The 21,503-nt window shown below is 69.3% G+C and carries 18 protein-coding genes and 3 tRNA genes; 8 read left to right on the top strand and 13 right to left on the bottom strand.

What is annotated here, in order from left to right; genetic code table 11:
• Positions 1–57 precede the first annotated feature (57 nt).
• The 4 genes from ABTX24_RS19950 to ABTX24_RS19935 form a co-directional block, all read right to left on the bottom strand.
• Complete coding sequence (locus ABTX24_RS19950; protein WP_160026726.1) at positions 58–1,134, bottom strand: PDR/VanB family oxidoreductase; 1,077 nt, start codon at positions 1,132–1,134, stop codon at positions 58–60.
• A complete protein-coding gene (locus tag ABTX24_RS19945; RefSeq protein WP_350842027.1) occupies positions 1,131–2,075 on the bottom strand; it encodes a metal-dependent hydrolase in 945 nt (314 codons plus the stop codon). The genes ABTX24_RS19950 and ABTX24_RS19945 overlap by 4 nt, the downstream gene beginning before the upstream one ends.
• Entirely contained in the window at positions 2,072–2,911 is an 840-nt protein-coding gene (locus ABTX24_RS19940; RefSeq protein ID WP_350842025.1) for an alpha/beta fold hydrolase, read from the bottom strand. Before ABTX24_RS19940 ends, ABTX24_RS19945 begins: the two co-directional genes overlap by 4 nt.
• A gap of 144 nt (positions 2,912–3,055) precedes the next feature.
• Positions 3,056–4,498, bottom strand: coding sequence for an NAD(P)/FAD-dependent oxidoreductase (locus ABTX24_RS19935; RefSeq protein ID WP_160026723.1), 1,443 nt, complete (start codon positions 4,496–4,498; stop codon positions 3,056–3,058).
• 319 nt (positions 4,499–4,817) lie between these two features.
• On the opposite strand from ABTX24_RS19935, the gene ABTX24_RS19930 reads away from it, so the two are divergent.
• From ABTX24_RS19930 to crcB, 3 genes are read left to right on the top strand one after another with little or no spacing between them, the layout of a single operon-like run.
• Entirely contained in the window at positions 4,818–5,759 is a 942-nt protein-coding gene (locus tag ABTX24_RS19930) for an ATP-binding protein (RefSeq protein ID WP_350842023.1), read from the top strand.
• Positions 5,760–5,777: 18 nt separating this feature from the next.
• Positions 5,778–6,254 (top strand): fluoride efflux transporter FluC, encoded by a 477-nt coding sequence (locus ABTX24_RS19925; protein WP_350842021.1) that lies wholly within the window; start codon positions 5,778–5,780, stop codon positions 6,252–6,254.
• Complete coding sequence (gene crcB / locus ABTX24_RS19920; protein ID WP_350842019.1) at positions 6,251–6,619, top strand: fluoride efflux transporter CrcB; 369 nt, start codon at positions 6,251–6,253, stop codon at positions 6,617–6,619. Before ABTX24_RS19925 ends, crcB begins: the two co-directional genes overlap by 4 nt.
• A gap of 10 nt (positions 6,620–6,629) precedes the next feature.
• On the opposite strand, the gene ABTX24_RS19915 is transcribed toward crcB, so the two are convergent.
• Together ABTX24_RS19915 and ABTX24_RS19910 are read right to left on the bottom strand one after the other, a co-directional pair.
• Positions 6,630–6,995: a metallopeptidase family protein gene (locus tag ABTX24_RS19915; RefSeq protein ID WP_201451211.1), complete on the bottom strand. Its 366-nt coding sequence runs from the start codon at positions 6,993–6,995 to the stop codon at positions 6,630–6,632.
• Between the two features lie 21 nt (positions 6,996–7,016).
• Positions 7,017–7,364: a WhiB family transcriptional regulator gene (locus tag ABTX24_RS19910; protein WP_350842017.1), complete on the bottom strand. Its 348-nt coding sequence runs from the start codon at positions 7,362–7,364 to the stop codon at positions 7,017–7,019.
• Positions 7,365–7,646: 282 nt separating this feature from the next.
• Between ABTX24_RS19910 and ABTX24_RS19905 the strand changes: the two genes are divergently transcribed.
• The gene (locus tag ABTX24_RS19905) at positions 7,647–8,693 is read left to right on the top strand and encodes a hypothetical protein (RefSeq protein WP_160026717.1); all 1,047 of its coding nucleotides are present in this window, start codon (positions 7,647–7,649) and stop codon (positions 8,691–8,693) included.
• A gap of 186 nt (positions 8,694–8,879) precedes the next feature.
• On the opposite strand, the gene ABTX24_RS19900 is transcribed toward ABTX24_RS19905, so the two are convergent.
• The 5 genes from ABTX24_RS19900 to macS all read right to left on the bottom strand — a co-directional run bounded on the left by ABTX24_RS19900 (position 8,880) and on the right by macS (position 13,884).
• Positions 8,880–9,551, bottom strand: coding sequence for a hypothetical protein (locus tag ABTX24_RS19900; RefSeq protein ID WP_160026716.1), 672 nt, complete (start codon positions 9,549–9,551; stop codon positions 8,880–8,882).
• Positions 9,552–10,115: 564 nt separating this feature from the next.
• Positions 10,116–10,189, bottom strand: a tRNA-Asp gene (locus ABTX24_RS19895).
• A gap of 77 nt (positions 10,190–10,266) precedes the next feature.
• Entirely contained in the window at positions 10,267–12,060 is a 1,794-nt protein-coding gene (locus ABTX24_RS19890) for a PGAP1-like alpha/beta domain-containing protein (RefSeq protein ID WP_160026715.1), read from the bottom strand.
• A 52-nt stretch (positions 12,061–12,112) separates the two neighbouring features.
• A complete protein-coding gene (locus tag ABTX24_RS19885) occupies positions 12,113–12,754 on the bottom strand; it encodes a response regulator (protein ID WP_160026714.1) in 642 nt (213 codons plus the stop codon).
• The gene (gene macS, locus ABTX24_RS19880; RefSeq protein WP_350842014.1) at positions 12,751–13,884 is read right to left on the bottom strand and encodes a MacS family sensor histidine kinase; all 1,134 of its coding nucleotides are present in this window, start codon (positions 13,882–13,884) and stop codon (positions 12,751–12,753) included. The genes ABTX24_RS19885 and macS overlap by 4 nt, the downstream gene beginning before the upstream one ends.
• A 94-nt stretch (positions 13,885–13,978) precedes the next feature.
• Between macS and ABTX24_RS19875 the strand changes: the two genes are divergently transcribed.
• Both ABTX24_RS19875 and ABTX24_RS19870 read left to right on the top strand, forming a co-directional pair.
• Positions 13,979–14,269: a YiaA/YiaB family inner membrane protein gene (locus tag ABTX24_RS19875; RefSeq protein WP_160026713.1), complete on the top strand. Its 291-nt coding sequence runs from the start codon at positions 13,979–13,981 to the stop codon at positions 14,267–14,269.
• A gap of 405 nt (positions 14,270–14,674) precedes the next feature.
• Positions 14,675–15,685, top strand: coding sequence for a S1C family serine protease (locus ABTX24_RS19870; RefSeq protein WP_350842012.1), 1,011 nt, complete (start codon positions 14,675–14,677; stop codon positions 15,683–15,685).
• 109 nt (positions 15,686–15,794) lie between these two features.
• Here ABTX24_RS19870 and ABTX24_RS19865 read toward each other — a convergent pair whose 3' ends face one another.
• Positions 15,795–17,519 carry an alpha/beta hydrolase gene (locus ABTX24_RS19865; protein ID WP_350842010.1) on the bottom strand — a complete coding sequence of 575 codons (1,725 nt, stop codon included), beginning with the start codon at positions 17,517–17,519 and terminating at the stop codon, positions 15,795–15,797.
• Between the two features lie 160 nt (positions 17,520–17,679).
• A tRNA-Glu gene (locus ABTX24_RS19860) sits at positions 17,680–17,755 on the bottom strand.
• A gap of 115 nt (positions 17,756–17,870) precedes the next feature.
• On the opposite strand from ABTX24_RS19860, the gene ABTX24_RS19855 reads away from it, so the two are divergent.
• Positions 17,871–17,944, top strand: a tRNA-Phe gene (locus ABTX24_RS19855).
• Positions 17,945–18,069: 125 nt separating this feature from the next.
• Positions 18,070–21,492 (top strand): SCO7613 C-terminal domain-containing membrane protein, encoded by a 3,423-nt coding sequence (locus ABTX24_RS19850; RefSeq protein ID WP_350842008.1) that lies wholly within the window; start codon positions 18,070–18,072, stop codon positions 21,490–21,492.
• Positions 21,493–21,503: the final 11 nt, after the last annotated feature.

Raw genomic sequence — 21,503 nt, 5'->3', positions numbered from 1 at the left:
GCAAGCAGACCAGCCCACAGCCCACCGGAACAAACCCTTATCGCAGGACGACGGGGATCAGCCGTCGATCACCACGGTCCCCTTTGCACGCGAGACGCACAGGATCATGTGGCCATCGCGCTCGTAGTCGGCGAGCGCATGGTCGCGGTGCTCGACCTCGCCCTCCAGCACTCGCACCCGGCAGGTGCCGCAGAACCCCTGCTGACAGGAGTACGCCTGGGTCGGCCGCACCCGGCGGACGGCGGTCAGCGCCGACTCCTCGGCACCGACCTCCACCTCGACGTCGGAGTCCTCGAGGCGCACCCGGAACGGGCGGCCGCCGAGCACCGGCGGCGGCGAGAACCGCTCGTAGTGCAGCGTGTCGATCTGCGGGTCGGGGATCTGCGCACGGATCGCGTCGATCATCGGCATCGGCCCGCAGCAGTAGAGAGCCGCACCCTCCGGAGCGAGCGAGATGATCTTGGCCGCGTCCGGCGTGCCCATCTCGTCGTCGGGCCACAGCTGGATCTCGTGGTCGCCGACGATCTCCCGGATCTCGGCCAGGAACGGCATCGTCTCGCGCGAGCGGCCGGTGTAGACGAACTCGTACGGCACACCCCGCCGCACCACGTCACGCAGCATCGGCAGGATCGGGGTGATCCCGATGCCACCGGCGACGAAGAGGTAGCCGGCGGGCGAGGCGACGAACGGGAAGGCGTTGCGCGGCCCCTTCAGGACGAGCCGGTCGCCGACGGCGAGGAAGTGCGCCTCGACAGAGCCTCCGCCTCCGCCCGCGGTCGGCTCGATCCGCCGCACGCTGATCCGGTAGGCGGAGAGGTCGTCGGGGTCGGAGTTGAGCGAGTACTGCCGCAGCCGGCCGCTGGGCAGCACCACGTCGACGTGCGCGCCCGGGTCCCAGTCCGGCAGATCGGTGCCGTCCTCACGCTCGAACCAGATCGCCCTGACGTCGAGGCCCTCCTCGTCGATCCGGCTGACGCGTACGTGCAGGTCGCGGTCGATCCTGCCGAGCGGCTTGCGGCGCCGCCAGGATCGGTAGGCGGCCTTGGTCCAGTAGCCCCCGACGATCGCCTCGAAGCCCCGGTAGAGCCGCGAGTCGGGGATGTCCGGGACCGTGTAGTGCGCAGGCTTGGTCACCGCGCCGTCTCCTGTGCCGTCTCCTGTGACTCTGCGATGGCGTCGGCCCGCAGCGCCGCCGGAGACTTGGCCAGGTAGCTCACCGCCTGGGAGGTCGAGCCCTCCGCGGACGGGTCGTAGTTGGGCAGGAAGAACTTCCAGGTCGCCCACCCGATGCGTACGACACCCGGCACCAGCCCGCGACGCTCGGCGTCGATCAGCTTGAGCAGCCCCGCCTTCGGCCGCTTCGCCGGGTCGGGCTCGGTGGGGTCGTTGTTCATCAGGTAGCCGGCGCCTCGCCACCACAGGACGAGCAGCGCGGTGCCGCCGAGCAGGTAGGAGCGGATCCGACGGGAGTAGCGCCCGTCGACGTGCTGGAATACGTCGTAGGCCACGTTGCGGTGCTCGACCTCCTCCGCGCCGTGCCAGCGCAGCAGGTCGAGCATCGTCTCGTCGGCGCCGATCTCGTCGAGCGCGGGCGAGTTGAGCACCCAGTTGCCGAGCACGGCGGTGAGGTGCTCGAGACCCGCGATGATCGCAGCGCGCTCGATCAGCCACTCCTCCTTGGCCCGGCCGGTCAGGTCGCGGTCGCCGAGGATCTTGCGGAACAGAGCCTCGATCTCGGCCGCGAACGGACGTACGTCGAGACCGTTGTCGGTGAAGTAGTCCTGCACCTCCTGGTGGGCGGCGGCGTGCACGCCCTCCTGGCCGATGAAGCCGATCACGTCCTCGCGCAGCTGGTCGTCCTCGATCAGCGGCAGGATCTCGGAGAACACCTTGACGAACCACCGCTCGCCCTCGGGCAGCAGCAGATGCAGCACGTTGACGTAGTGGGAGGCGAAGACCTCGCCCGGGATCCACACCAGCGGCAGCTTGCTCCAGTCGAACTTCACGTTCCGCGGGTGGAGGGCCACCTTGGCCGGCTCGTGCCCGCGCTTGGTCTCCTTCGTCAGCTTGCTCATCGCACACCCTCCTTCTCGATGAAGGCCGCGATCTCGCCCGCGACCAGCTCCGGATCCGCGGCCACCACCCAGTGTCCGCCGTCGATGACCTGGGTGACCAGCGATGTCGCGTACGCCCGGGGCGCCTCGGTCTGCAGCGGCACCGTCACATAGGCGTCGTCGCGAGGGGCGATCACCAGCACCGGCACCTCCGTCGACCGCGGCGTCGGACGGAGCAGCTTGCCGAGGAAGTTGGCCCGGTAGAGCTCGACCCCGTTGACTTGGTCCTTCGTCGGCCGATCCTCGCCACCGACGAACTTGGCCAGCAGCCCCGAGCGCACCATCGCCTCGGGCAGCAGCGGCAGCTGGAAGGCGAAGACGTACCAGGAGTGGGCCAGCTGCCGCAGCGAGCTCCCCAGGTGGGTCCGCTCGCGCAGCCAGGTGGTCGCCATCCCGAGGTCGGGCCCCGAGATCGAGACGTACGTCGCGATCCGGCTCCTCAGCGCCGGGTCGGTCACCGACTCCCAGGTCTGGATCGAGCCCCAGTCGTGCGCCGCGACGTGCACCGGCGCGTCGGGCGAGACGGCGTCGATGACCGCCTTGAAGTCTGCGGAGAGCTGCGCCAGGCGATAGCCGGCGGTCGAGTCCGAAACCCCGGACTCCCCCGTGCCGCGTACGTCATAGGCGACGACATGGAAGCGCTCGGCGAGCACCTTGGCGACCCCGTCCCAGACGGAGTGGTTGTCGGGGTAGCCGTGGACGAGCAGCACGGTCTCGGCATCGGCCGGCCCCTGCTCGTAGACGGCGAGCGTCAGCCCGTCAGTCGTGTCGACCAGCCGTTTGGTCACCTGGGTCACGCTTCCTCCTCCGTTCGCGGGTGTCTCACCGAACAGATTAATGAGACACCGTGTCCGCAAACAATAGCAAGCGCAGATCCGGACTCACCGAAAAGACCGGCCCGCCGCAGACGTGTCTGCGGCGGGCCGGGGAGAGAGCTGCGGCTACGAGGCGCTGTGGGAGTCGGCCAGGCGCGACTCCTCGGCGGCTTGCTCCTCGAGCTCCTTGCGGCGGCGTTCGACCTGCAGAGCAACCTCGGCAGGGTCGTCGATGAGAGCGGCCATGCCGCCTGGGACACGCTCGAGCGCCTCCCGGGCGAAGATCTGCTGCATGGTGGTGGTGCGCTCGGAGCGGTCCTTGCCGATGAACGACATCATCCAGTGCAGGGTCGCGGTGAGCCGGTTGCGGAACCCGGTCATGTAGGCCAGGTGCACCACGAGCCAGCCGAACCAGGCGAGGATGCCGGTGAGCCTGAAGTTGCCCATCATCAGGACCGCGTTGAAGCGCGAGATGGTGGCCATCGAGCCCTTGTCGAAGTACTTGAAGTCGCCGGGCTCCGGCTTGTTCTTCAGGCGGGCCTTGATCGTCTTGGCCGAGTGCTTGCCACCCTGGATCGCGACCTGCGCGACACCGGGCAGGTGGTTGAGGTTGATCATGTCGCCGACCACGAAGATCTCGGGGTGGCCCGGCAGCGTCAGGTCGGGGTTGACCGCGATCCGGCCGGCCCGGTCGAGCTCGGCGCCGGTCTGCTCCGAGAGCGTCTTGCCGAGGGGGGAGGCCTGGACACCCGCGGCCCAGATCTTGGCGATCGAGCCGATCCGCTGGGTCGTGCCGTCCTTGAACTTCATCTCGATGCCGAACTCGTCGACGTGGGTGACCATCGCGCCGAGGACGACCTCGACACCGGCCTTCTCCAGGGCCTTCTCGGCCTTGGCACCGAGCTTCTCGCCGAACGGCGGCAGCACCTGCGGCGCGGCGTCGACCAGGACCACCCGGGCCTTCTCCGACTGGATGTGAGTGAAGTCCTTCTTCAGCACCCGCCGGGAGAGCTCGGCGATCTGGCCGGCCATCTCCACACCGGTCGGGCCGGCGCCCACGACGACGAAGGTGAGCAGGTCACCGATCGGCTCGCCGCGCGAGGCGGTCAGCTCGGCGATCTCGAAGGCCCCGAAGATGCGGCCGCGCAGCTCGAGCGCGTCGTCGATCGACTTCATCCCAGGCGCGAACTCGGCGAAGTGGTCGTTGCCGAAGTAGGACTGGCCGGCACCGGCAGCGACGATCAGGGAGTCGTAGGGAACGTCGATCTCTTGGTTGAGAATGCTCGCCTTGACCGTCTTGGCCTCGGTGTCGATCTCGTTGACCTCGCCGAGCAGCACGCTGGCGTTCTTCTGCCGGTGCAGGATGTCGCGGGTCGGCGGGGCGATCTCGCCCTGCGAGAGAATTCCGGTCGCCACCTGGTAGAGCAGCGGCTGGAAGAGGTGATGGGTCGTCTTCGCGATCAAGGTCACCTCGACGTCGTCGCGGCCCTTGAACGCCTTCGCGGAGAAGAGACCCCCGAAGCCTGAACCGATGATGACGACCCGGTGCTTTGCCTGGTCCGCTGACATTGCTTATACCCTCCGCTACCTCAACACAAGAGACCGTTTGAACGTTCCACTCACTATTCTGAACCATCACACCGGTTCTGTTCATCCCGGGGCGCACGACTGCTACGTCACAGTTGCCGCCACGCCGCTGAGCATGCGTGCTCACCGCGTGTCCGTCGCCCGGCCGAAAGCATCTGACTTTAATCTGTGAGGGTCACCGGGACCTTGTGCCCTAGTGGTCCATGGCCCGGATCAGACACCTTCAAGTGCGGAAAATCCTTGCAACGAACAACACACAACGAGATCGTGTGTACGCCGACCCGCGAGATCGGAGGAGACCATGCCGTTGAGCCGGCCAGCTCTCCTGCTCCGCACCGGCTCCCGCGCCGTCCAGGACGCCCGCGTCTGGGTCCGGACGGCCTGCGAGGAGATCGACCGCACCGACCTCGTCGACTGTGCTGAGTTCGGCGTCTCCGAGCTGGTCTCCAACGCGCTCTTCCACGGCACCGCCCCGGTCACGATCCGGATGCGCGGCACCGTCGACCACCCCCGCGTCGAGATCCGGGACGGCTCGACCGAGCCGCCCCTGCTGCCGGTCCCGCTCGCGCTCGACGACGAGGACGAGGTCCTGCTGACGGTCGGTCGCGGCCTCTCGATCGTGGCCAGCGTCTCGGAGGCCTGGGGCGCCGACATCGACACGTCCGGCAAGACCGTCTGGTTCACCCCCGCGACCGAGATCGACGAGGGTGACGGCGTCGAGGGCGTGATCACCGGACCTCCCGGCGCACCCCCGAGGCCCGAGCGCCTCGGCACCGAGGCGGTCGAGGTCAGCATCCTCGGCGTACCTCTCGCCCTCTACAAGGGCTTCCAGCACCACTTCCGGGAGCTGAGACGGGAGGTACGCCTCCTCTCGCTCGCCCACGCCAACGACTACCCGCTCGCCGCAAGCCTCTCGGCCCTGTTCGGCTCACTGGAGCGCCAGCTCCTCGACGGCCTCGGCCACGGCCAGCTCTCCGGGGTGATCGGGTCCAGCTCCGGCCGCGATCGGGAGACGGCCGACCTGCACGTACGCATGCCGCGGTCCGCGGCCGAGACGATGCGCCGCTTCCTCGACATGCTCGACCTCATCGACGAGTTCTGCCGCCAGGAGCGGCTGCTCGTCCTGGCCCGCTCGCCCGAGCAGGTCTCCTTCCAGCGCTGGTTCCTGGGCGAATACCTCACCCAGGCCGCCGGCGGCCGCCCCACCAGGTGGAGCGCGGCGCAGATGACCGGCCTCCGTTAGAAGCCGTACGCTGTCGGCGTGCTGCGTGAGCATGGCGACCTGCTCGCCCCCATCGCCGTCGGCGGAGCGCTCGGTTCACTGGCTCGCTGGGGCCTCACCACCGTCCTCCCCCACGGCGGCCACTCCTGGCCGTGGGCGACCTTCCTCACCAACGTCTCCGGCTGCCTGCTGCTGGGCGCGCTGATGGCATTCGTCCTGGGCCCGTTGGCCACTGTCCCGTTCTGGGGCCGCTACCTGCGCCCGTTCCTCGGGGTCGGTGTGCTCGGCGGCTACACCACGTTCTCGACCTACGAGCTCGAGACGTACGTCCTGAGCGGGCCCGCGCCCGCGCTAGCGATGCTCTACGTGCTCGCCTCGGTGGTCTGCGGGATCGGCGCCGCCTGGCTCGGGCTGACGCTCGGCCGGGTGATCGTGCTCGACAGCGGCCGGAAGGTCGTGGCCGACGGCATCGACCCCGACCTCGATCCCGACCCTGCCCGAGGAGAGGACGGATGACCGCGCTCCTGGTCCTGGTCGGCGGCGCGATCGGGGCGCCGGCGCGCTACCTCACCGACCTCTACGTCCGGCAGTGGACCGGCGGAGACTTCCCGTGGGGAACGATGGCGGTCAACGCCGCCGGCTCGCTCGTGCTCGGCCTGCTGGCCGGGGCGGCCGCGAGCGGCGTACTTCCGGGGTGGGTGCTCACCCTGGCCGGAACGGGCTTCTGCGGGGCGCTGACGACGTTCTCGACGTTCTCCTACGAGACCGTCCGCCTGGCTGAGAACGGCCGGTGGCGTTCGGCCGCACTGAACGTCCTCGGCTCCCTCGCGGTTGGGACCGTCGCGGTCACCCTCGGCTGGGTTGCGGGCTCGGCGCTCTAGGCCCAGCCGGTCAGGCCCAGCCGAGCTGGTGCAGCTTCTCGTCGTCGATGCCGAAGTGGTGGGCGATCTCGTGGACGACGGTGATGCGGATCTCGGCGGCCAGGTCGACCTCGTCCACGCACATCTGCTGGAGGGGCTGGCGGAAGATGAAGATCCGGTCCGGCAGCGTGAGGCCATAGAGGTCGTTACGGTCGGTCAGCGCCACGCCGTCGTAGAGACCGAGGGTGTCTTGGGGCTCGCCCTCGGGCGGCCACTCCTCGACGAGCACGACGAGGTTGTGCACCTGGGCGGCCAGCTCGTCCGGAATGGCGTCGAGCGCCTGGTCCACGAGTTCGTCGAAGCGCTCTGGGCTTATCTCAATCCCCACAGCAGACATTCTGCCGGGTGACAGTTACCCCTACGCAACTGCTTCCGAAGTATTTTTCCGAAGGTTTGCGCGAGCCTGGCGCTCCAGGTCCCGCTGGTGGAGCTCTCCGTTGCGCGGGCGACCGCGGGTGCGCTTGCGCGCGACGACGATCCCCTCGTAGAAGACCTCGCCACCCCACACACCGTGCGGCTCCTGCCGGGCGATCGCACCCTGCAGGCAGGAGCGCTGCAACGGACACGTACGACAGAGCTCCTTGGCACGGTCCGCGTCCGCGCTGGTCGCGGCGAACCACAGATCGCCGTCCTCGATCGCGCACGGCAGCTCGCTCCAGTGCACGCCGGTCGTCTCTCTTGCCGTCGCCACAGGCGAAACAGTCATCACAGCCCCATCCCCTCGCTGATCCCCCTCGTCAGGGATACCCACTGAAGAGGGTGGTCGGATGGCCTGTCAGTTTTCTGTCAATAGGCAGGTGCTTGGAGTGGTCACGCAGAGTTGAGACGTCATCTACATCAGGGGATTCCACAACATCGCGACCCTGCTGGTACAAACTGTCCACACTAGAGGGTGGAAGGGCTAGGGTTTGCGAACATGCGCTCAATGAGAAGGGCCTCGGCGTCCATCACCGTAGGCCACCGACCCGTGGAGGATTTCCACCGACGGATGGCGCATGATCCCAACAGTCGAGCCATCGCCTCGGAGACCCGCGACTGGCTCCTGGTGAAGTCCCTGCTGCAGCCCGGTGAGGTCCAGTGGGCCCGGGTCGCGGTCAAGTTTCCCCACGAGGGAAACGCCTCGGGTCACGCCTTCCTGACCGACCGCCGGGTGATGTTCGAGTTCCACGAGCGCGTCTTCTCCGTCAACCTGGCCGTCCTCACCTTCATCGGCGTCCCGCCCCCGCCCAGCCTGGGCGACTTCATCATCGAGGCGCTGGTCCCCGGATCGTCGTACTCCACGACGATGAAGATCCGGGACAAGGACGCCTTCCACGACTTCTTCCCCACCCTCGACTACGCCGCGCGAGCCGCCGGCGCCCAGGTGAACGTCGACGCCAGCTGGGGTGGCGAGTACGGCACGGGCAACCCCTACGGCCAGCCCTCCCCGAACAGCTACGGCGTAGCGCCCGCCCCGGGCTCCTACCCGAACCCGGGCTCCTACCCGAACACCGGCTCCTACTACCCCAACCAGGGTTCGTACGGAACCAACACCGGCTCCTACGGCCAAGCGCCGAACACGGGTGCCCAGCGCGCCGTCGGCAACGGCCCGTACGTCGGTCAGCAGGGCGCCCAGCAGCGCGCCCGCGAGGAGGCCGCGCTGATCGAGGCCAACCTCGCCCACGCGCTGCCCGCCTTCCTGCACGAGGGTGAGTCGATCCTCGCCGGGGCCGACATGATCCAGAACATGACCGACGTCGAGATGAAGGTGATGGCCACCGAGTCACGCCTGATCGTCGTCGAGGGCAACATCCTGTGGGCTTCCCCGCTGGAGCACACCCACGTCATCTACGCCGGTGGCGAGCGCAGCCACCTCCGGCTGCTGGCCGACCGGGTCACCGAGACCATGGCGCTGACCCCAGGACCGCCGACGGCCAACCCGTCCGACCGGCGCCGCCTCGTACTTCGTACGCTGCGCGACGCCGCTGCCGGCGAGCAGCTGCACAACCACCTGACCACCAACGGTGGCCAGGTCTTCGACGCCTGGCCCGAGTAGCCGGGCCGCGGCGTACGAGATCTGCTTCCACCTACGACGAGAGCCCCAGCCGATTGGCTGGGGCTCCGTCTTTACTGCTGAGATCTCGACACGCGGGTCGCGGCTTCGCAAGCTCAGCCGCGCCGCTGCTCGATCTGCCGCTCTCGCGCCGACTCCACTCCTTCGTCGTGGAGTCGGCTGGTCGCGTCAGTCCTGCGGGTTGAAGAACAGCCCGAGCGCGACCGCCCAGACGAGGTGCCACAGGTAGACACCCAGGACGGTGCCCCACCCGAGGTTGATCGAGAAGAAGCCCGGGTCGACGCCGATGACGTCCTCCGGGTGCAGGGCCGGGATCCACCAACCGCAGGACGCGGTGGCGAGGAACATACCCATGCCGAGCGAGCGCGCGAGGTTGCTCGAGGTGGTGTGGGTCTTGCCGAGCCACGGGAAGATCACCAGAGCGTAGGCCAGCGCGAAGACCATGCCGTTGAAGTAGTGGAAGCCCATACCGGCGAACCACTGCGAGACGGCGAAGCCGGCCTCGTTGGCGGTGGCGTTCGGGGTCAGGATGACGCCGTTGAAGAACGCGAAGTCCAGCGGGCCCTCCATGATGCCGAGGCCGTAGATCCAGTAGCCGAACATCGTGGCGAGCTGGGTGGCACCGAAGCCGGCAACGAGCGCGCCGATGAGGCGGTTGTTGTTGACGAACTGCGGCCAGTGCGTTCCGGTGGTCTGCGCCATCACGGCCGGCTGCTGGATCGCCGGCTCCTGGTACTGAGGCTGGGCCTGGGACTGCTGCGGACGCTGGTCCCAACCAAGGGCGGGGGGCTGCTGCTGCGCGGGGGCGGCCGGGGTGCGGTAGGCACCGTTCGTCTGCATCCGTGACGCAAGCTCGTCCGCACTCGCCGCATGGGGCGGCCGATGCGGGTAGTACGACGACATGGTGGTGTTGCCTCCTGAATACCGAACGTCTTAGTCGTTCCCCCGTGCCCTGCCGAATTGCGACGTCGACACAAGCGGCAGAATCCTCTCACGAGAGGACAGCAGCCCGCACGTTACCGCCAAATCGGCTTATATCCCACAGGGACGAACGGCCCGAACCGGGGGTGAGATCGAGGGATCTCTGGCCCGAGACTCCTGCCGAAGCAGGACGACCACCCTCCCACGCTCGAGGCCCCCCGCGCTCGCCACACCCCGGCGTGTCACGCCCTCCGGGAACAACACCCGACCCACAAGTCACACCGGCAGAAACAAGCCTCTCCAGCCACACCAACCAGAGCGCAAAGCGGCCCCGACAGGCTCTACCCGCACCAGAGCGAACGATCCCCCGAGCAACTAAGGGGGTGCGGGGGATATCCCCCGCCGCGGCCGGAGGCCGCCATGTAAATAACGAAGAGGACGTGGTCGCATTTTTGCGACACACGTCCTCTGTGATTCGTTCCGCGACCCTGACGAGACTTGAACTCGCGACCTCCGCCGTGACAGGGCGGCGCGCTAACCAACTGCGCTACAGGGCCTTGTTTGTTTCCGCTGTGTGCGGCAACGGGAAAAACATAGCCCATGGGTGCGGAGGATTCACAATCGGGGAGGGGTCCTACTCCTCGAAGGGCTCTTCGCCCTTGGGTTCCTCGTCGGTGAGGCCTTCCACGAGCCGGTTCTTGACCATGTAGGCCATGGCTCGTTCGGCCGCACGGGCCTTGCGCCGGAGGGCCTCGACACTGGGAGCCTTCTCGTCGCTGTAGGCCGCGAGCCGGGCGACCTCGCGCCCGGTCTGACGCTGGATCTCGGACATCGCGAGCCAGACGCCGAGGTCCTGCTCGAGGCCTTCCCGGGAGCGCAGGATCGCGGCGGTGAGGAGCTGGATGACGGTGACCTCGACGTCCTCGGCGGTGGACGAGCTGGAGACGAGGGTGGCGGCGATCGTGCCGGCGCCGGTGGTGGTGATCGCCCCGGCGGTGACGAGTCCGCCGACCATCCCGCCGGGACCGAAGGCGGAGAGCGCGCCGATGATGGCCGCTCCCCCGGCGAGCCCGGCGGGGGCGGCGAGGGCGAGCCCGATCGGTCCGGCGACCAGCACGGCGGCGCCGATCCCGATGCCGACCCACAGCTTCCACTGGTCGACCGGGTAGACGGCCTTCGAGGCGGACTGCATCGCGATGTGCAGGTTCTCGCCGAGCCCGCCCCCGAGCCCCATCCAGACCGTCAGGTCGTGGAATGCCTGGCGGCGTACGTCATCGGGCACGTCGATCTCGTAGGGCCGCACCGGGTTGGCGGTCGCCAGCGCCACCAGGGCGAGGACGGCCTCCTCCTTGGAGAGCTGGGTCAGCGGCTTGGGCCGGGGCAGGTCTCGGTCACTGGGTGTGTCTGGTGAGACGCGCAGGTCGAGGAGCTGCTGAGGGATGCGTACGCCGTCGTTGCGGTAGTTCTCGAGCAACCGCTCCAGGACCTCGTGCTGGACGACGCGCAGCGCGGCGCCGAAGCGCTCCTGGGTGGCGCCCTTGAGATGGTCGCGCAGGAACTGGGCGTACGCGAGCCACAGGGCCAGGCGGACCTCGAGCGAGTTCAGGGAGACGTCGGGGGTGCCCTCGACGATCGCGAGCTCCTTGGTGAGGGAGCCGAACAGGCCGCGCCCGATCGCGGTGGCGACCGGCTTGGACCGGAGGTAGGTGGTGGTGCGGTGGTCGAGGCCGAGCCCGACCTGGAGGTCGAGCGCCCACGGGAAGTGGCGCCAGATGCCGCGCAGGCCGGTCACCGCGTCGCCGTTGCTCCAGACGTTGACCCACCAGCCGACGTGGTCGACCGGCGCCTTCATCTCCAGCCGGTCGGAGTCCTCGTGGAGGTTCGGGTGAGCGGCCGGGCTGCCGATCGTCACCAGCCCGGTGACCGTCAGCTTCGGCGGGAGCCGGCGCAGCAGGTCGATCGCGATGATCGAGCCGAGACTGTGGCCGACGATGACGATCTCGCCCTCCTCCGGGAGCTCGTCGAGGACCATCCGCAGCGTACGTGCCCGGATGCCGGGCTTGGTCACGTAGTTGTGGGCCTGGCGGAGCACGCGCAGCACGATCGGCGCCAGCGAGTCGGTGACGCCGACCGGCGAGGCGGGCACGGGTTCGCCGAGGATCGACTCCAGCTCGGCGGTCGCGCGCTCGACCCGGCGGCGTACGTCCCGCTGCTCGGCGGCGCTCAGCCTCGGGGTGGTGACCGGCGGGATCTTGATGGTCTTGTCGCCGTCGTCGGTGCGCAGCACGTCGGGATACTTCGGCGCGATCACCTCGACCTCGTCGAGCCCCGGGTAGCCGGCATCCTGCAGCGCCTGGTCCAGCGCGCGGCGCCAGGCGTCGCGGGGGTCGCCGTTGCCGACGCCGTGAAGGTAGAGAAGCGAGACCACCTCTCGATTCTCCCCCATGTCGGGAGCAGCTTCGCCTATTGGGACGTCGGGGTCAGTCGGCGTCCAGGCCCTGCTCGATGGCGTAGCGGGTGAGCTCGACGCGGTTGTGCATCTGGAGCTTGCGCAGGGTGTTCTGTACGTGGTTCTGGACCGTGCGGTGGGAGAGCACGAGGCGGTCGGCGATCTGGCGGTAGCTCAGGCCCTTGGCGACGAGCTTGAGGATCTCGGTCTCACGGTCGGTGAGCATGGGCTTGTCGCCGCGCACCTCGGTGGCGGCGCTGTGCTGGAACTCGCCCAGGACCAGGCCGGCGAGGCCGGGGGTGAAGACCGGGTCGCCGGCCGCGACCCGGCGTACGGCTTCCAGGAGCTCGTCGCGGGAGGCGGACTTGACCAGGTAGCCGGTCGCGCCGGCCTTGACCGCGGCGAGCACGTCGTTCTGCTCGCCCGAGGCGGAGAGGATGAGGACCTTGGCCACCGGGTGCAGCGCGATGATCTCGGTGGTGACCTGGACACCGTCGGGCTCGGGGATGTGCAGGTCGAGCACCACCACCTCCGGCCGGGTCGCGGCGAACCGGGTGATCGCCTCACGCCCGGTGCTGGCGGTGGCCACCACCTCGAAGCCCGCGCCGATCAGGTCGCGCTCGACCGCGTCGCGCCACATCGGGTGATCATCGACGACCATCACTCTGCTCATGCGTGCACTCCTGTTCGAGGGACCGTGAGCTCCCATTCGGTCCCGGTTGCTCCGGTGATCAGTTCAGCCTTGCCGCCGAGGTCCTCGATCCGGCCACGGATCGACTCGCTGATGCCGAGCCTGCCCTGCTCCCCGGCCTCGGCGACCCGGCCGTCCGCGATGCCCGGCCCGTCGTCACGCACCGAGACCTCGACGTGGTCGGGGAAGGCCTGCAGGAGCACCCAGGCACGGGCGTCCTCACCGACGTGGCGGCGTACGTTGTCCAGGGCCGCGCGGGTCGCCGCGACGATCTCCTCGGCCGGGCGTGCGGGCATCTCGACGGCGGTCGCGGGTCCGGACACGGTCACGGTCCCCGTCTCGAGCTCGGCGAGAGCGGCGGCCAGGTCGACCATCCCGACGGCCGGGCCCCGGCCGGGCTGTTCGCCGCGGATCAGCGCTCGCAGCTCGCGCTCCTGCTCCCCCGCCAGCCTCCCCAGCTCGGCGGCGTCCCCACCCAGCTCGCCGCCGCGGCGCTGGACCAGTGCCAGGACCTGAAGCACCCCGTCGTGGACGGCTCGAGCCAGCCGTGCCCGCTCCTCGGCCCGTGCGGCCGTGCGCTGTGCCTCGTCCCGCTCCAGCGCCATCCGCTGCACCGACTCGCACATGTAGCCGACCACCGGGCCGCCGATGACCAGCAGGAACGCGTTTCCGTAGATCGACTGGTCGATCTCCTGCCGCAGCACCAGATCGACGGTCGCCAGCGCCACCCCGGCCAGCAGTCCGCCGAGCCAGCGGTAGTGGATCGCGCACGCGAGCAGCGCGCCGCTCACCCAGAACCCCGGCACGCTCGCCTGGAACCCCGGCCCCTTCACCAGCGGGGTCACGAGCATGAGTCCGAGCGCGATCGCCAGGTCGGCGCCGACCAGCACCGCCGTGCGGCGGGCGGGTGCTGCGTACGCCCAGACGGCGAAGGCGGTCCACCCCACCATGACGAGCGCGCAGACCAGCGCGGCCGCGGGCGGGTCGAAGTTGGCGGCGCGGTAGATCGTCAACCCGACCGCGTTGACGAGCACGACCACGCGCAGCACCGCGAGAGCACGGAAGAGCCGGCTCTCGACCTCGATCGCCGCCGGCGACGTCCACGCACTCACAGTCGGAAGTGTCGCATCTGCGCCGCCGCGTACGCCTCGGATATGAGTATCCGTGCGGATGCCGGGACTGCGCACGGGCACGAGACTCGAAGGCATGGAGAACCAGGCACCTTCGAGCAAGCCGACGACGCTCTTCTTCGCCCAGTCGGCACTCGCCTTCGCGATCGCTCTGGTCACGACACTGGCCGCGATCCTCTATCTGCCCACCGATCCGTGGCCGAAGGCGTTCCTCGCTCTCGCGACGATCTTCCTGACGACCTCGGCGTTCGCGCTGGCCAAGTGCGTGCGCGACTCACAGGAGAGCCAGTACGTCGTATCCCGCCTCGACCAGGCCCGCGTCGACAAGATCCTCGCCGAGCACGACCCATGGAAAGAGGTGAGCTGACGCGTGGCAGCCGCACCGGACGCTCTTCACTCTCGTCTTGACCGCGCCTGCCGGGCCGACTCGTGTTCGGCCTGGAGGTCATGGACACAGCAGCCGCCACCGGACGCCGGTCCCCCCGTGGAGGTTCCTCCGGCCGCGCGGTGACGCGGTGCTTGCCAACCTTCCATGCACGCAAGGGGCGCCACTACGCTGGGCTTTGTGATGGTGTTCTGAGCGAAAGGACGGTATGCGTGTGCGGTACCTACTGGCCTGCGAGCACGTGCCCGATGAGGTCGCCGACCGGATCCGATCCATTCTCTGCAACGCGCACCCGTGATGGACACCGACGAAGTCCTGGGCAGCCCACCCCCGGCAGAGCCTCCGAGACCGTCGAGCAAAGCCCAGCGCTGGCGCCTCGGGGCTTCTATGGCCGTTGTAGCTGTCGTCGCAGGACTTCTCGGCGGCTTGGTGGTCCTCGCGGTCCAAGACGACGACCGATCGTGTTCAGCCATCTCCGTCGCCCGTGACGTGCTGCCCTCGGTGGTGACGGTCTCGGTCACAACAGCCGAAGGTTCGGGTGGCAACGGGACCGGGGCCTTGTTCAAGGACGGCGGGTACATCCTGACCAACCAGCACGTCATCGCCGCCGCGGAAGCGGGCGATGCGAACGTGACTGTCCACTACAGCGACGGAACGACGTCGGCCGCGACGGTGATCGGCGCGGACTTCGCGACCGATCTGGCCGTCATCAAGGCCGACGACGGCGCCGAGGGCCGACCGCTGCTGGAGGCCGGCGACTCCGACGATGTGCTGGTCGGTGAGCCGGTCGTCGCGCTTGGCGCTCCGCTCGGCCTGTCGAACACGGTCACGGCAGGAATCGTGAGCGCGCTCGGTCGCTACGTGCCCGTGCCGGCTGCGACCGGACGAGTCGCCCATCTGCTCGACTCGATCCAGACCGACGCCGCCATCAACCCCGGCAACAGCGGGGGGCCACTCGTTGACTGCTCCGGCGCCCAGATCGGCGTCAACTCGGCGATCTCCACAGTCCCGGACCGCGAGGGCGTCGCCGGAGGCGGCAGCGTCGGCCTGGGGTTCGCGATCCCGATGAGCATCGCAGAGCCCATCGCTGGACAGCTCATCGACACCGGACGAGCCGACCACCCGGTGCTCGGCCTCGCTGCCCGCACCGTGACCGACGAAGAGGGGCAGCCCACAACGGGACTCGAGGTGACCGCCATCGTGCCGGCAGGACCTGCGGCACGGGCCGGCCTGGAGGTCGGAGACACCATCGTCGACCTCGATGGCAGTCCCGCCCGCAACACCGAGCAGCTGGTGCTGGCGACTCTGCGACACGACATCGGTGACACGATCCCCATCACCTACCTGCGGACGGGCGAAGAACGCACCACAGAGATAACCCTCGACGCCCCACCGTGACGGTCAGCGGACGTGGAAGACGATTCTCCTCTCGGCCACGGCCACGGCCACGATCAGCAGGGTCACGTTGAGGTCGACCTGGTCGGCGGTCTGGGGGTCGACGACGGCATCACTCCTCGGATTCGCCGGCTCCTCCGTGGTCGAGGTGCTCGTCCAGCCGTCGGGTGTCAGCGTCTGTCCACCCATCAGGCGGCAGGACGGCGGCCCATCCGTCGACATAGTCGGCGGCGTAGTCGTGTCCGAAGCCCGGGGGCGGGCTGAGCTGATGTACCTGATCGGCGACGGCCTGGGCAGCGGTGACGATGGGGAACCAGCGAGCCGCTGCAGGCACGTCGAAGCCACGCGGCTCGTCCATCCATTCCGGCGGCTCCCACAACGCGTCGAGGCCCCAGAACGGCACTGGGTCCGACGGATGCTGGAGGTAGACCACCTGTGGGCCGGGCGCTGTGCTGGGCTGCTGTTGCTGCGCGGGGTCCCGGTTCAGGAAGCGCGCGGTGCGTTCACTGTCGAAGACCGGCTGCCACACCGGTGAATCACTGTCCCGCTCGTCAGTGAGCTGGGTCGTGATCGGATTGCCGTGCTTGGTGCCGACGATGAGCGCGCCGTCCGTGCGCGCAGTCAGGTTGCCAAGCGACGCGGTGGCGTCGATGGCCGCGAACGGCGCTTCCACACCCGCGGTGCCGAGGCTCTTCCCGAAGAGCAGGAGCTTCGGACGGGACGCGGCCGGCAGGCGTGACCAGTGTTCGGCGACCGTGTGGAGGAGAATTGAGCCGGCTTCGACTGCGAGCCCGGCGTCGAGGAACACCGAAAGCAGGCTCGGCAGGTAGGAGTACTGCATCCCGACGATGGCGGTGTCACCTGCGTACAGCTGCTCGAGCGCCTCCGCCGCTTCGGGAATCATCCACCCGGTCCCGGTGGGAACCCATACGACCAGAACCTCCCGGTCGAACCCCCCGGCGCGTTCGAGCTCGCGAACAGCGAGCTCGGCCCGTTCCTGGAGCGTGTCGGCGGACTGCACGCCGGCGTAGACCCGTACCGGTGCCGTGACCCGGGTGCCAGCATCGTGAAAGTCCGCGAGCTCCTCAGGTGTGGTCGCCTTCGCGACGAAGTCGCGACCGGTTCGACCAAGACTCTCCCAAGAGACCAGCGATACGGGACTTCCTGAGACCGTCGCCGAGGACGGCTGGGTGATGCCCGCCTCGGTCTCCTCGTTCTGCGCCGCGTAGAACGAGTTCGCCCAGGTATTGAGTCCGGCGAGTGCCATCCCGATGACCAGGACCGCAGTCAAGGCCGACAGCGCGAAGGTAGTCGCGGCCGCGGCCGGCCGCACCGGAACGCGCTGCCGCACCCGCCGGTGCAGCGCCGCGATACCACGGGCGATCAGCCGGCCCACGAGCACGAGCAGTGTCGCCGCCACTACGCCGGCCACCGCCATCTGCGCGGCGTCAGCCACGTCGATGCTCGGCATGCCCATCAGCTCCAACTGGTCCTGCTGCCAGCCAAGCCACAGGGCAGACCCCCAGCAGAGCGCGACGAGCCAACAGACGCCCAGGACGATCCACGCGCCCCGTCGCTGCCGCGGCGACGGGTGCCGTCGCGTCCCGGAGAGAATTGCGCTGATCACATGCCCGGCTGACGCACCGATTCCGTATCCGATAGCCAGGCACACGCCACTGACCAGCGCCTGGGTCAACCACGACCTCGGGATGAGAGTGGGTGTCACGGACTGCAGCCAGAAGACGAGGCCGACTACCAAGCCCCACCACGACGGCCTCGCCAGAATCGACCATCCATGTGACGTCGAAGTCACGACCGAGCGTTCACCGTCATCCATGAGGGCACCCCTGTCCGGGCCTCCTCGACGATGTCCACGCGTGACCGGGTCACCGGCGACCGCCCACCTCACGATTTTACATCAGCGCCGTCGATCGCAACGAAGGACCGCATCAGCGGCTCCGCTCAGCGTTCCCGCTGATCAGAGCCGCTGTTCGGAGTGGTACCCCCTACCGGATTCGAACCGGCGCTACCGCCGTGAAAGGGCGGGGTCCTGGGCCGCTAGACGAAGGGGGCCTGCCGGGACATCCTAGAGGCCTGCGTCCGAGGCCGCCAAAGCGAGGCCGTACGTCCGGTTTCGGGTCCCGATTCGGAACGTCGCGGTCGCTTCCGGTAATGTTTCACCTCGCTTGGGCAGGTAGCTCAGTTGGTACGAGCGATCGCCTGAAAAGTGATAGGTCGGCGGTTCGACCCCGCCCCTGCCCACAAGCAACAACCGGCTTCGACCAGCAGTTATGGGTCGAAGCCGGTTGTCATTCTGGATCAAGTCTCAGCGCACACCCTGCGTTTCCCGCACGCGCTTCGGCGGAACTACGCAAGGATGGTGGGCTGTGAAGTACGCCGATCCTGGTCGCTGCCCCGACTGCCGGGAGGCCTTCGAGCCCGGCACCAGCCCCTGCCCCCACTGCGGGCTGCCGCTGGAGAACGCCGTCGCGCAAGAGCTCTACGGCACCCTGCTGCGGGCCGACGTACTCATGACGCGGTTGCGCTCGATCCGGGAGGAGGCGAGCCGAGCCGCGCGACGGACCCCGCCGCCCGCTCCCCTGCCGGTCGCCGCGCCGCCCGCGGCGCCGCCGCAGATCCAGCCCGAGCCCGAGGCCATCCCGCTCGCGGACCCGGCAGCCACCGCGATGGCCGGACCGGCGCCGTTCCCCGGTGCTCCGGTCGCCCGGCGGGCGCCGATCACGGTGCCGCTGATCCTGGTCGGTGTCGGCGTGCTCTTCCTGCTGGTCGCGGGCGTCATCTTCCTCGCGGTCGCCTGGGCGACGATGGGCGTCGGCGGCCGCACCACGATGCTGCTCGTCTTCACCGCGCTCTTCACGATCGGTGGCGCGGTGCTGATGCATCTGGAGCTGCGTGCCGGCACCGAAGGCGTCTGGACGCTCGCGCTGGGACTGCTCGCCCTGGACATAGCCGGCATGAAGTACGCCGGCTGGCTCGACGGAGTCGACTGGGACCGTGGCTTCCTGGTCATCGTCGGCGTGGTCGTCTTCCTGGCGGGCACCGTGATGTCTCTGATCGGCGCGCGCAGCGAGAAGCTCACCGCGGTGATCGGGCCACAGGTGGCGGCCGCCGCCGGCGTGCTCACCGCCCTGATCGGTCTCGAGCTCATCTCCGACCTCATCTGGTTCCCGCTGGTCGCAGCGGTCATCGCCCTCCTCGTGGTGATCGTGGCGAGCAAGACCGACCTGCAGGCGCTGACCCTCGGCTCGATGGTCGTGATGGCGGGCTTCTGGTTGATGCTGCTCGTCCGCGGCCTGGCCGACCCAGCCCTGACCGGCTCCGAGCTGCTGCGAGGCGGCACCCTGCCGCTGCTGCTCGGTGCCGCCGCAGTGCTGACCGTCGTGGCGCTGCTGTTCCCGCTGCCCAAGGACGCGAAGGTGGCGATGGTCGGGGTGTCCCTCCTGATCGCCGCCTACACCTTCACCCAGCCCGCTCTCGACGACGGCGCGGTCACCCTGACGGTCGTCGCCGTGGTGGTCACCCTGGTCGCCGCCGGCGCGCTCGTCGCGCTCCCCCGGCCCTGGCGCTGGGCCGCCACCGCGTTGACGCCGTACGCCGTGGGCCTCGGCATCACCGTCCTCATCCTGGCGGTCTCGGCCGCCGTCCGGCTCGCGGCCGTGCCGTGGACCGAGTCCGCCTTCTCCCCGGTCACGGGTCCGGAGCCGTTGCTGCCGGGCTGGCTGACGCTGCCGTCGATGCTCGCGATCCTCGCCCTCGGGACCGCCTGGTTCTACCGGTACAACCCGCCCGCGTTCCGGACCTACCGCCCCACGATCGGCTGGATCACCATCGCGGGCGGCGTCTCCGGGTTCGCGATCACGGCCGCCTGCTACGGCGCCCCGCTGCTGTTCCCGGCGCTGCTGCTGCTCGGTGTCGCCGTCGCGCTGGCCTGGTGGGCGGAGCGATGGCCACGCCTCCTCGCCGCCGGCATCTTCGGGCTGGTCGCGCTCGCCGCGGCACTGCCCAGCGACCTGCTCACCGTGGTCGTCGCGCTCGCGCTGGCGGCGGTGGCTGCGTACGCGGGTCAGGGTCTGCTCGGCGTCGACCGCGAGGTCGCCGCCAGCTACTCGGTCACGACGCTCGCCCTCGGTCTGTGGTCGCTCGCGCCGCTGATCGACGTGGAGCGGCAGTGGGCCGCGTGCGTGATCGTCACGGTCCTCGGGCTGATCACGCTCTTCCGCTTCCGCGGGTCGGGCTGGTGGGCGGCCGTGGCCTGCGCCGCGATCTCGATCGGCATCGGCGCCGTGGACGTGACCTGGGCGGCGGTCCTGCTGACCATCGCCACCATCCTCGCCGCAGCCATCGGCCTGCACCATCGCCAGCCTCCCGCGCTGGCCGTGGCGGGCACCGTCGGCCTCGGCGGCGCCACGGCCGCGGTCCTCTCCAACGACGTGCTCGCGCTGGCCGTGACCCTCATCCTCACCGCGCTGGGCATCATCGTCGACCGCGTCCAGTCCGGCACGACCAGAGAGGTCGCGACCGCCTACTGGATCCTCGCCCTGACCGCTGCCGTGTGGCAGGCGGCCCGGCTGGCCGACATCGAGCGTCCCTACACCGCCGTGGTGGTCGTCGTGGCGATGGGCGTCATCGTGCTCGTACGCCGCAGCCCCGCCATCGAGGCCGCGGCCGCCACCGGCACCGCGGTGTCGATCGGCCTGGGTGCCTTCAACGAGGCCGGGGCGTTCGACACCGACTGGCTGGCGATCCTCCTGCTGATCGCCGGTGTCATGTGCATCGCGACGATCCTGCGTCACGAGCCGCAGCAGTCCGGGCCCCGGCTCACGGTCGCCGGTCTGCTCGGCCTGGGCTCGCTCGGCGCCGCCTTCACCAACGAGCTGCTGGCACTGGTCGTGGCCGGCGTGCTCACCGCCGCGGCCGTCGCCGTCGACCGGCTCACCCAGGAGCTGCAGACCAAGGCCGTCACCGCGCCCTACTGGATCATCACGCTGACCGCGTTCTGCTGGATGTTCGCCAACCTCAACGACATCCCCAAGCCGTACGCCGCGGCCGGGATCATCGTCATCCTGGCCGTCGTCACCATCTTCCGTCTGCTGCCCTCGGCCGAGATCACGGCCGCCGGCGCCGCGGTCGTCACGATCGTCGTCGGCACGGTCAGCCTCGGCCCCACGATCGTCCTGACCCCGGACGGGCCGACCGCGGTCGGATCTCGCGGAGTCGACCTGCCCTGGTTGAGCATCCTGCTGATCCTGGCCGGAGCCGCGGTCTCCGCGCACGCCATCGCCCACCACGAGCGTCGCTGGCTGGGGTGGGTCGGCGCCGGCCTGGCCACCGTCGCGCTGTGGATCCGGCTGGCCGACACCTCGGTCACGACCTGGGAGTACTACACCCTCCCGCCCGCGATCGCGCTGGTCGTCTTCGGCGTGGTCAAGCTCCGCCTCGACAGGGAGGTCGCCTCACTGCCGGTGCTCGGGCCGGGCGTCTTCCTGGCGCTCATCCCGTCCGTCCCGGCAGCCCTCCAGGACCCGGTCTCGATGCGGACCGCCCTGCTCGGCATCGCCTGCCTGGTCTTCATCCTCGGCGGCGCCTGGCTGCGCTGGGCAGCACCGCTGGTCGGTGGCGCCCTGGTCGCCTCGGTCCTGGCTCTGGCGCAGATGCCGTCGGCGCAGGCGCTGCAGCAGTGGTGGGTGCTCGGCGCGGCCGGGCTGCTGCTGCTCTTCCTCGGCATCACCTGGGAGGCACGCCTCCACGACCTGCGCCGGGCCACGGCTTATGTCCGGGGGCTGCGCTAGTCCGTGCCCCG

The organism is Nocardioides sp. NPDC127514, from assembly GCF_040302125.1.
Classification (GTDB): Bacteria; Actinomycetota; Actinomycetes; order Propionibacteriales; family Nocardioidaceae; genus Nocardioides.
Note: the sequence above shows the minus strand (reverse complement) of the source record. Positions and strands in the feature narration are given on the sequence as shown.

What these genes read in the sequence shown, in the direction of transcription:
- ABTX24_RS19945 (WP_350842027.1), bottom strand. Translation starts at nt 2,075, where the DNA reads ATGAGCAAGCTGACGAAGGAGACCAAGCGCGGGCACGAGCCGGCCAAG.
- ABTX24_RS19935 (WP_160026723.1), bottom strand. Translation starts at nt 4,498, where the DNA reads ATGTCAGCGGACCAGGCAAAGCACCGGGTCGTCATCATCGGTTCAGGC.
- ABTX24_RS19930 (WP_350842023.1), top strand. Translation starts at nt 4,818, where the DNA reads ATGCCGTTGAGCCGGCCAGCTCTCCTGCTCCGCACCGGCTCCCGCGCC.
- crcB (WP_350842019.1), top strand. Translation starts at nt 6,251, where the DNA reads ATGACCGCGCTCCTGGTCCTGGTCGGCGGCGCGATCGGGGCGCCGGCG.
- ABTX24_RS19915 (WP_201451211.1), bottom strand. Translation starts at nt 6,995, where the DNA reads ATGTCTGCTGTGGGGATTGAGATAAGCCCAGAGCGCTTCGACGAACTC.
- ABTX24_RS19910 (WP_350842017.1), bottom strand. Translation starts at nt 7,364, where the DNA reads ATGACTGTTTCGCCTGTGGCGACGGCAAGAGAGACGACCGGCGTGCAC.
- ABTX24_RS19905 (WP_160026717.1), top strand. Translation starts at nt 7,647, where the DNA reads ATGGCGCATGATCCCAACAGTCGAGCCATCGCCTCGGAGACCCGCGAC.
- ABTX24_RS19900 (WP_160026716.1), bottom strand. Translation starts at nt 9,551, where the DNA reads ATGCAGACGAACGGTGCCTACCGCACCCCGGCCGCCCCCGCGCAGCAG.
- ABTX24_RS19885 (WP_160026714.1), bottom strand. Translation starts at nt 12,754, where the DNA reads ATGAGCAGAGTGATGGTCGTCGATGATCACCCGATGTGGCGCGACGCG.
- ABTX24_RS19875 (WP_160026713.1), top strand. Translation starts at nt 13,979, where the DNA reads ATGGAGAACCAGGCACCTTCGAGCAAGCCGACGACGCTCTTCTTCGCC.
- ABTX24_RS19870 (WP_350842012.1), top strand. Translation starts at nt 14,675, where the DNA reads ATGGCCGTTGTAGCTGTCGTCGCAGGACTTCTCGGCGGCTTGGTGGTC.
- ABTX24_RS19865 (WP_350842010.1), bottom strand. Translation starts at nt 17,519, where the DNA reads ATGGATGACGGTGAACGCTCGGTCGTGACTTCGACGTCACATGGATGG.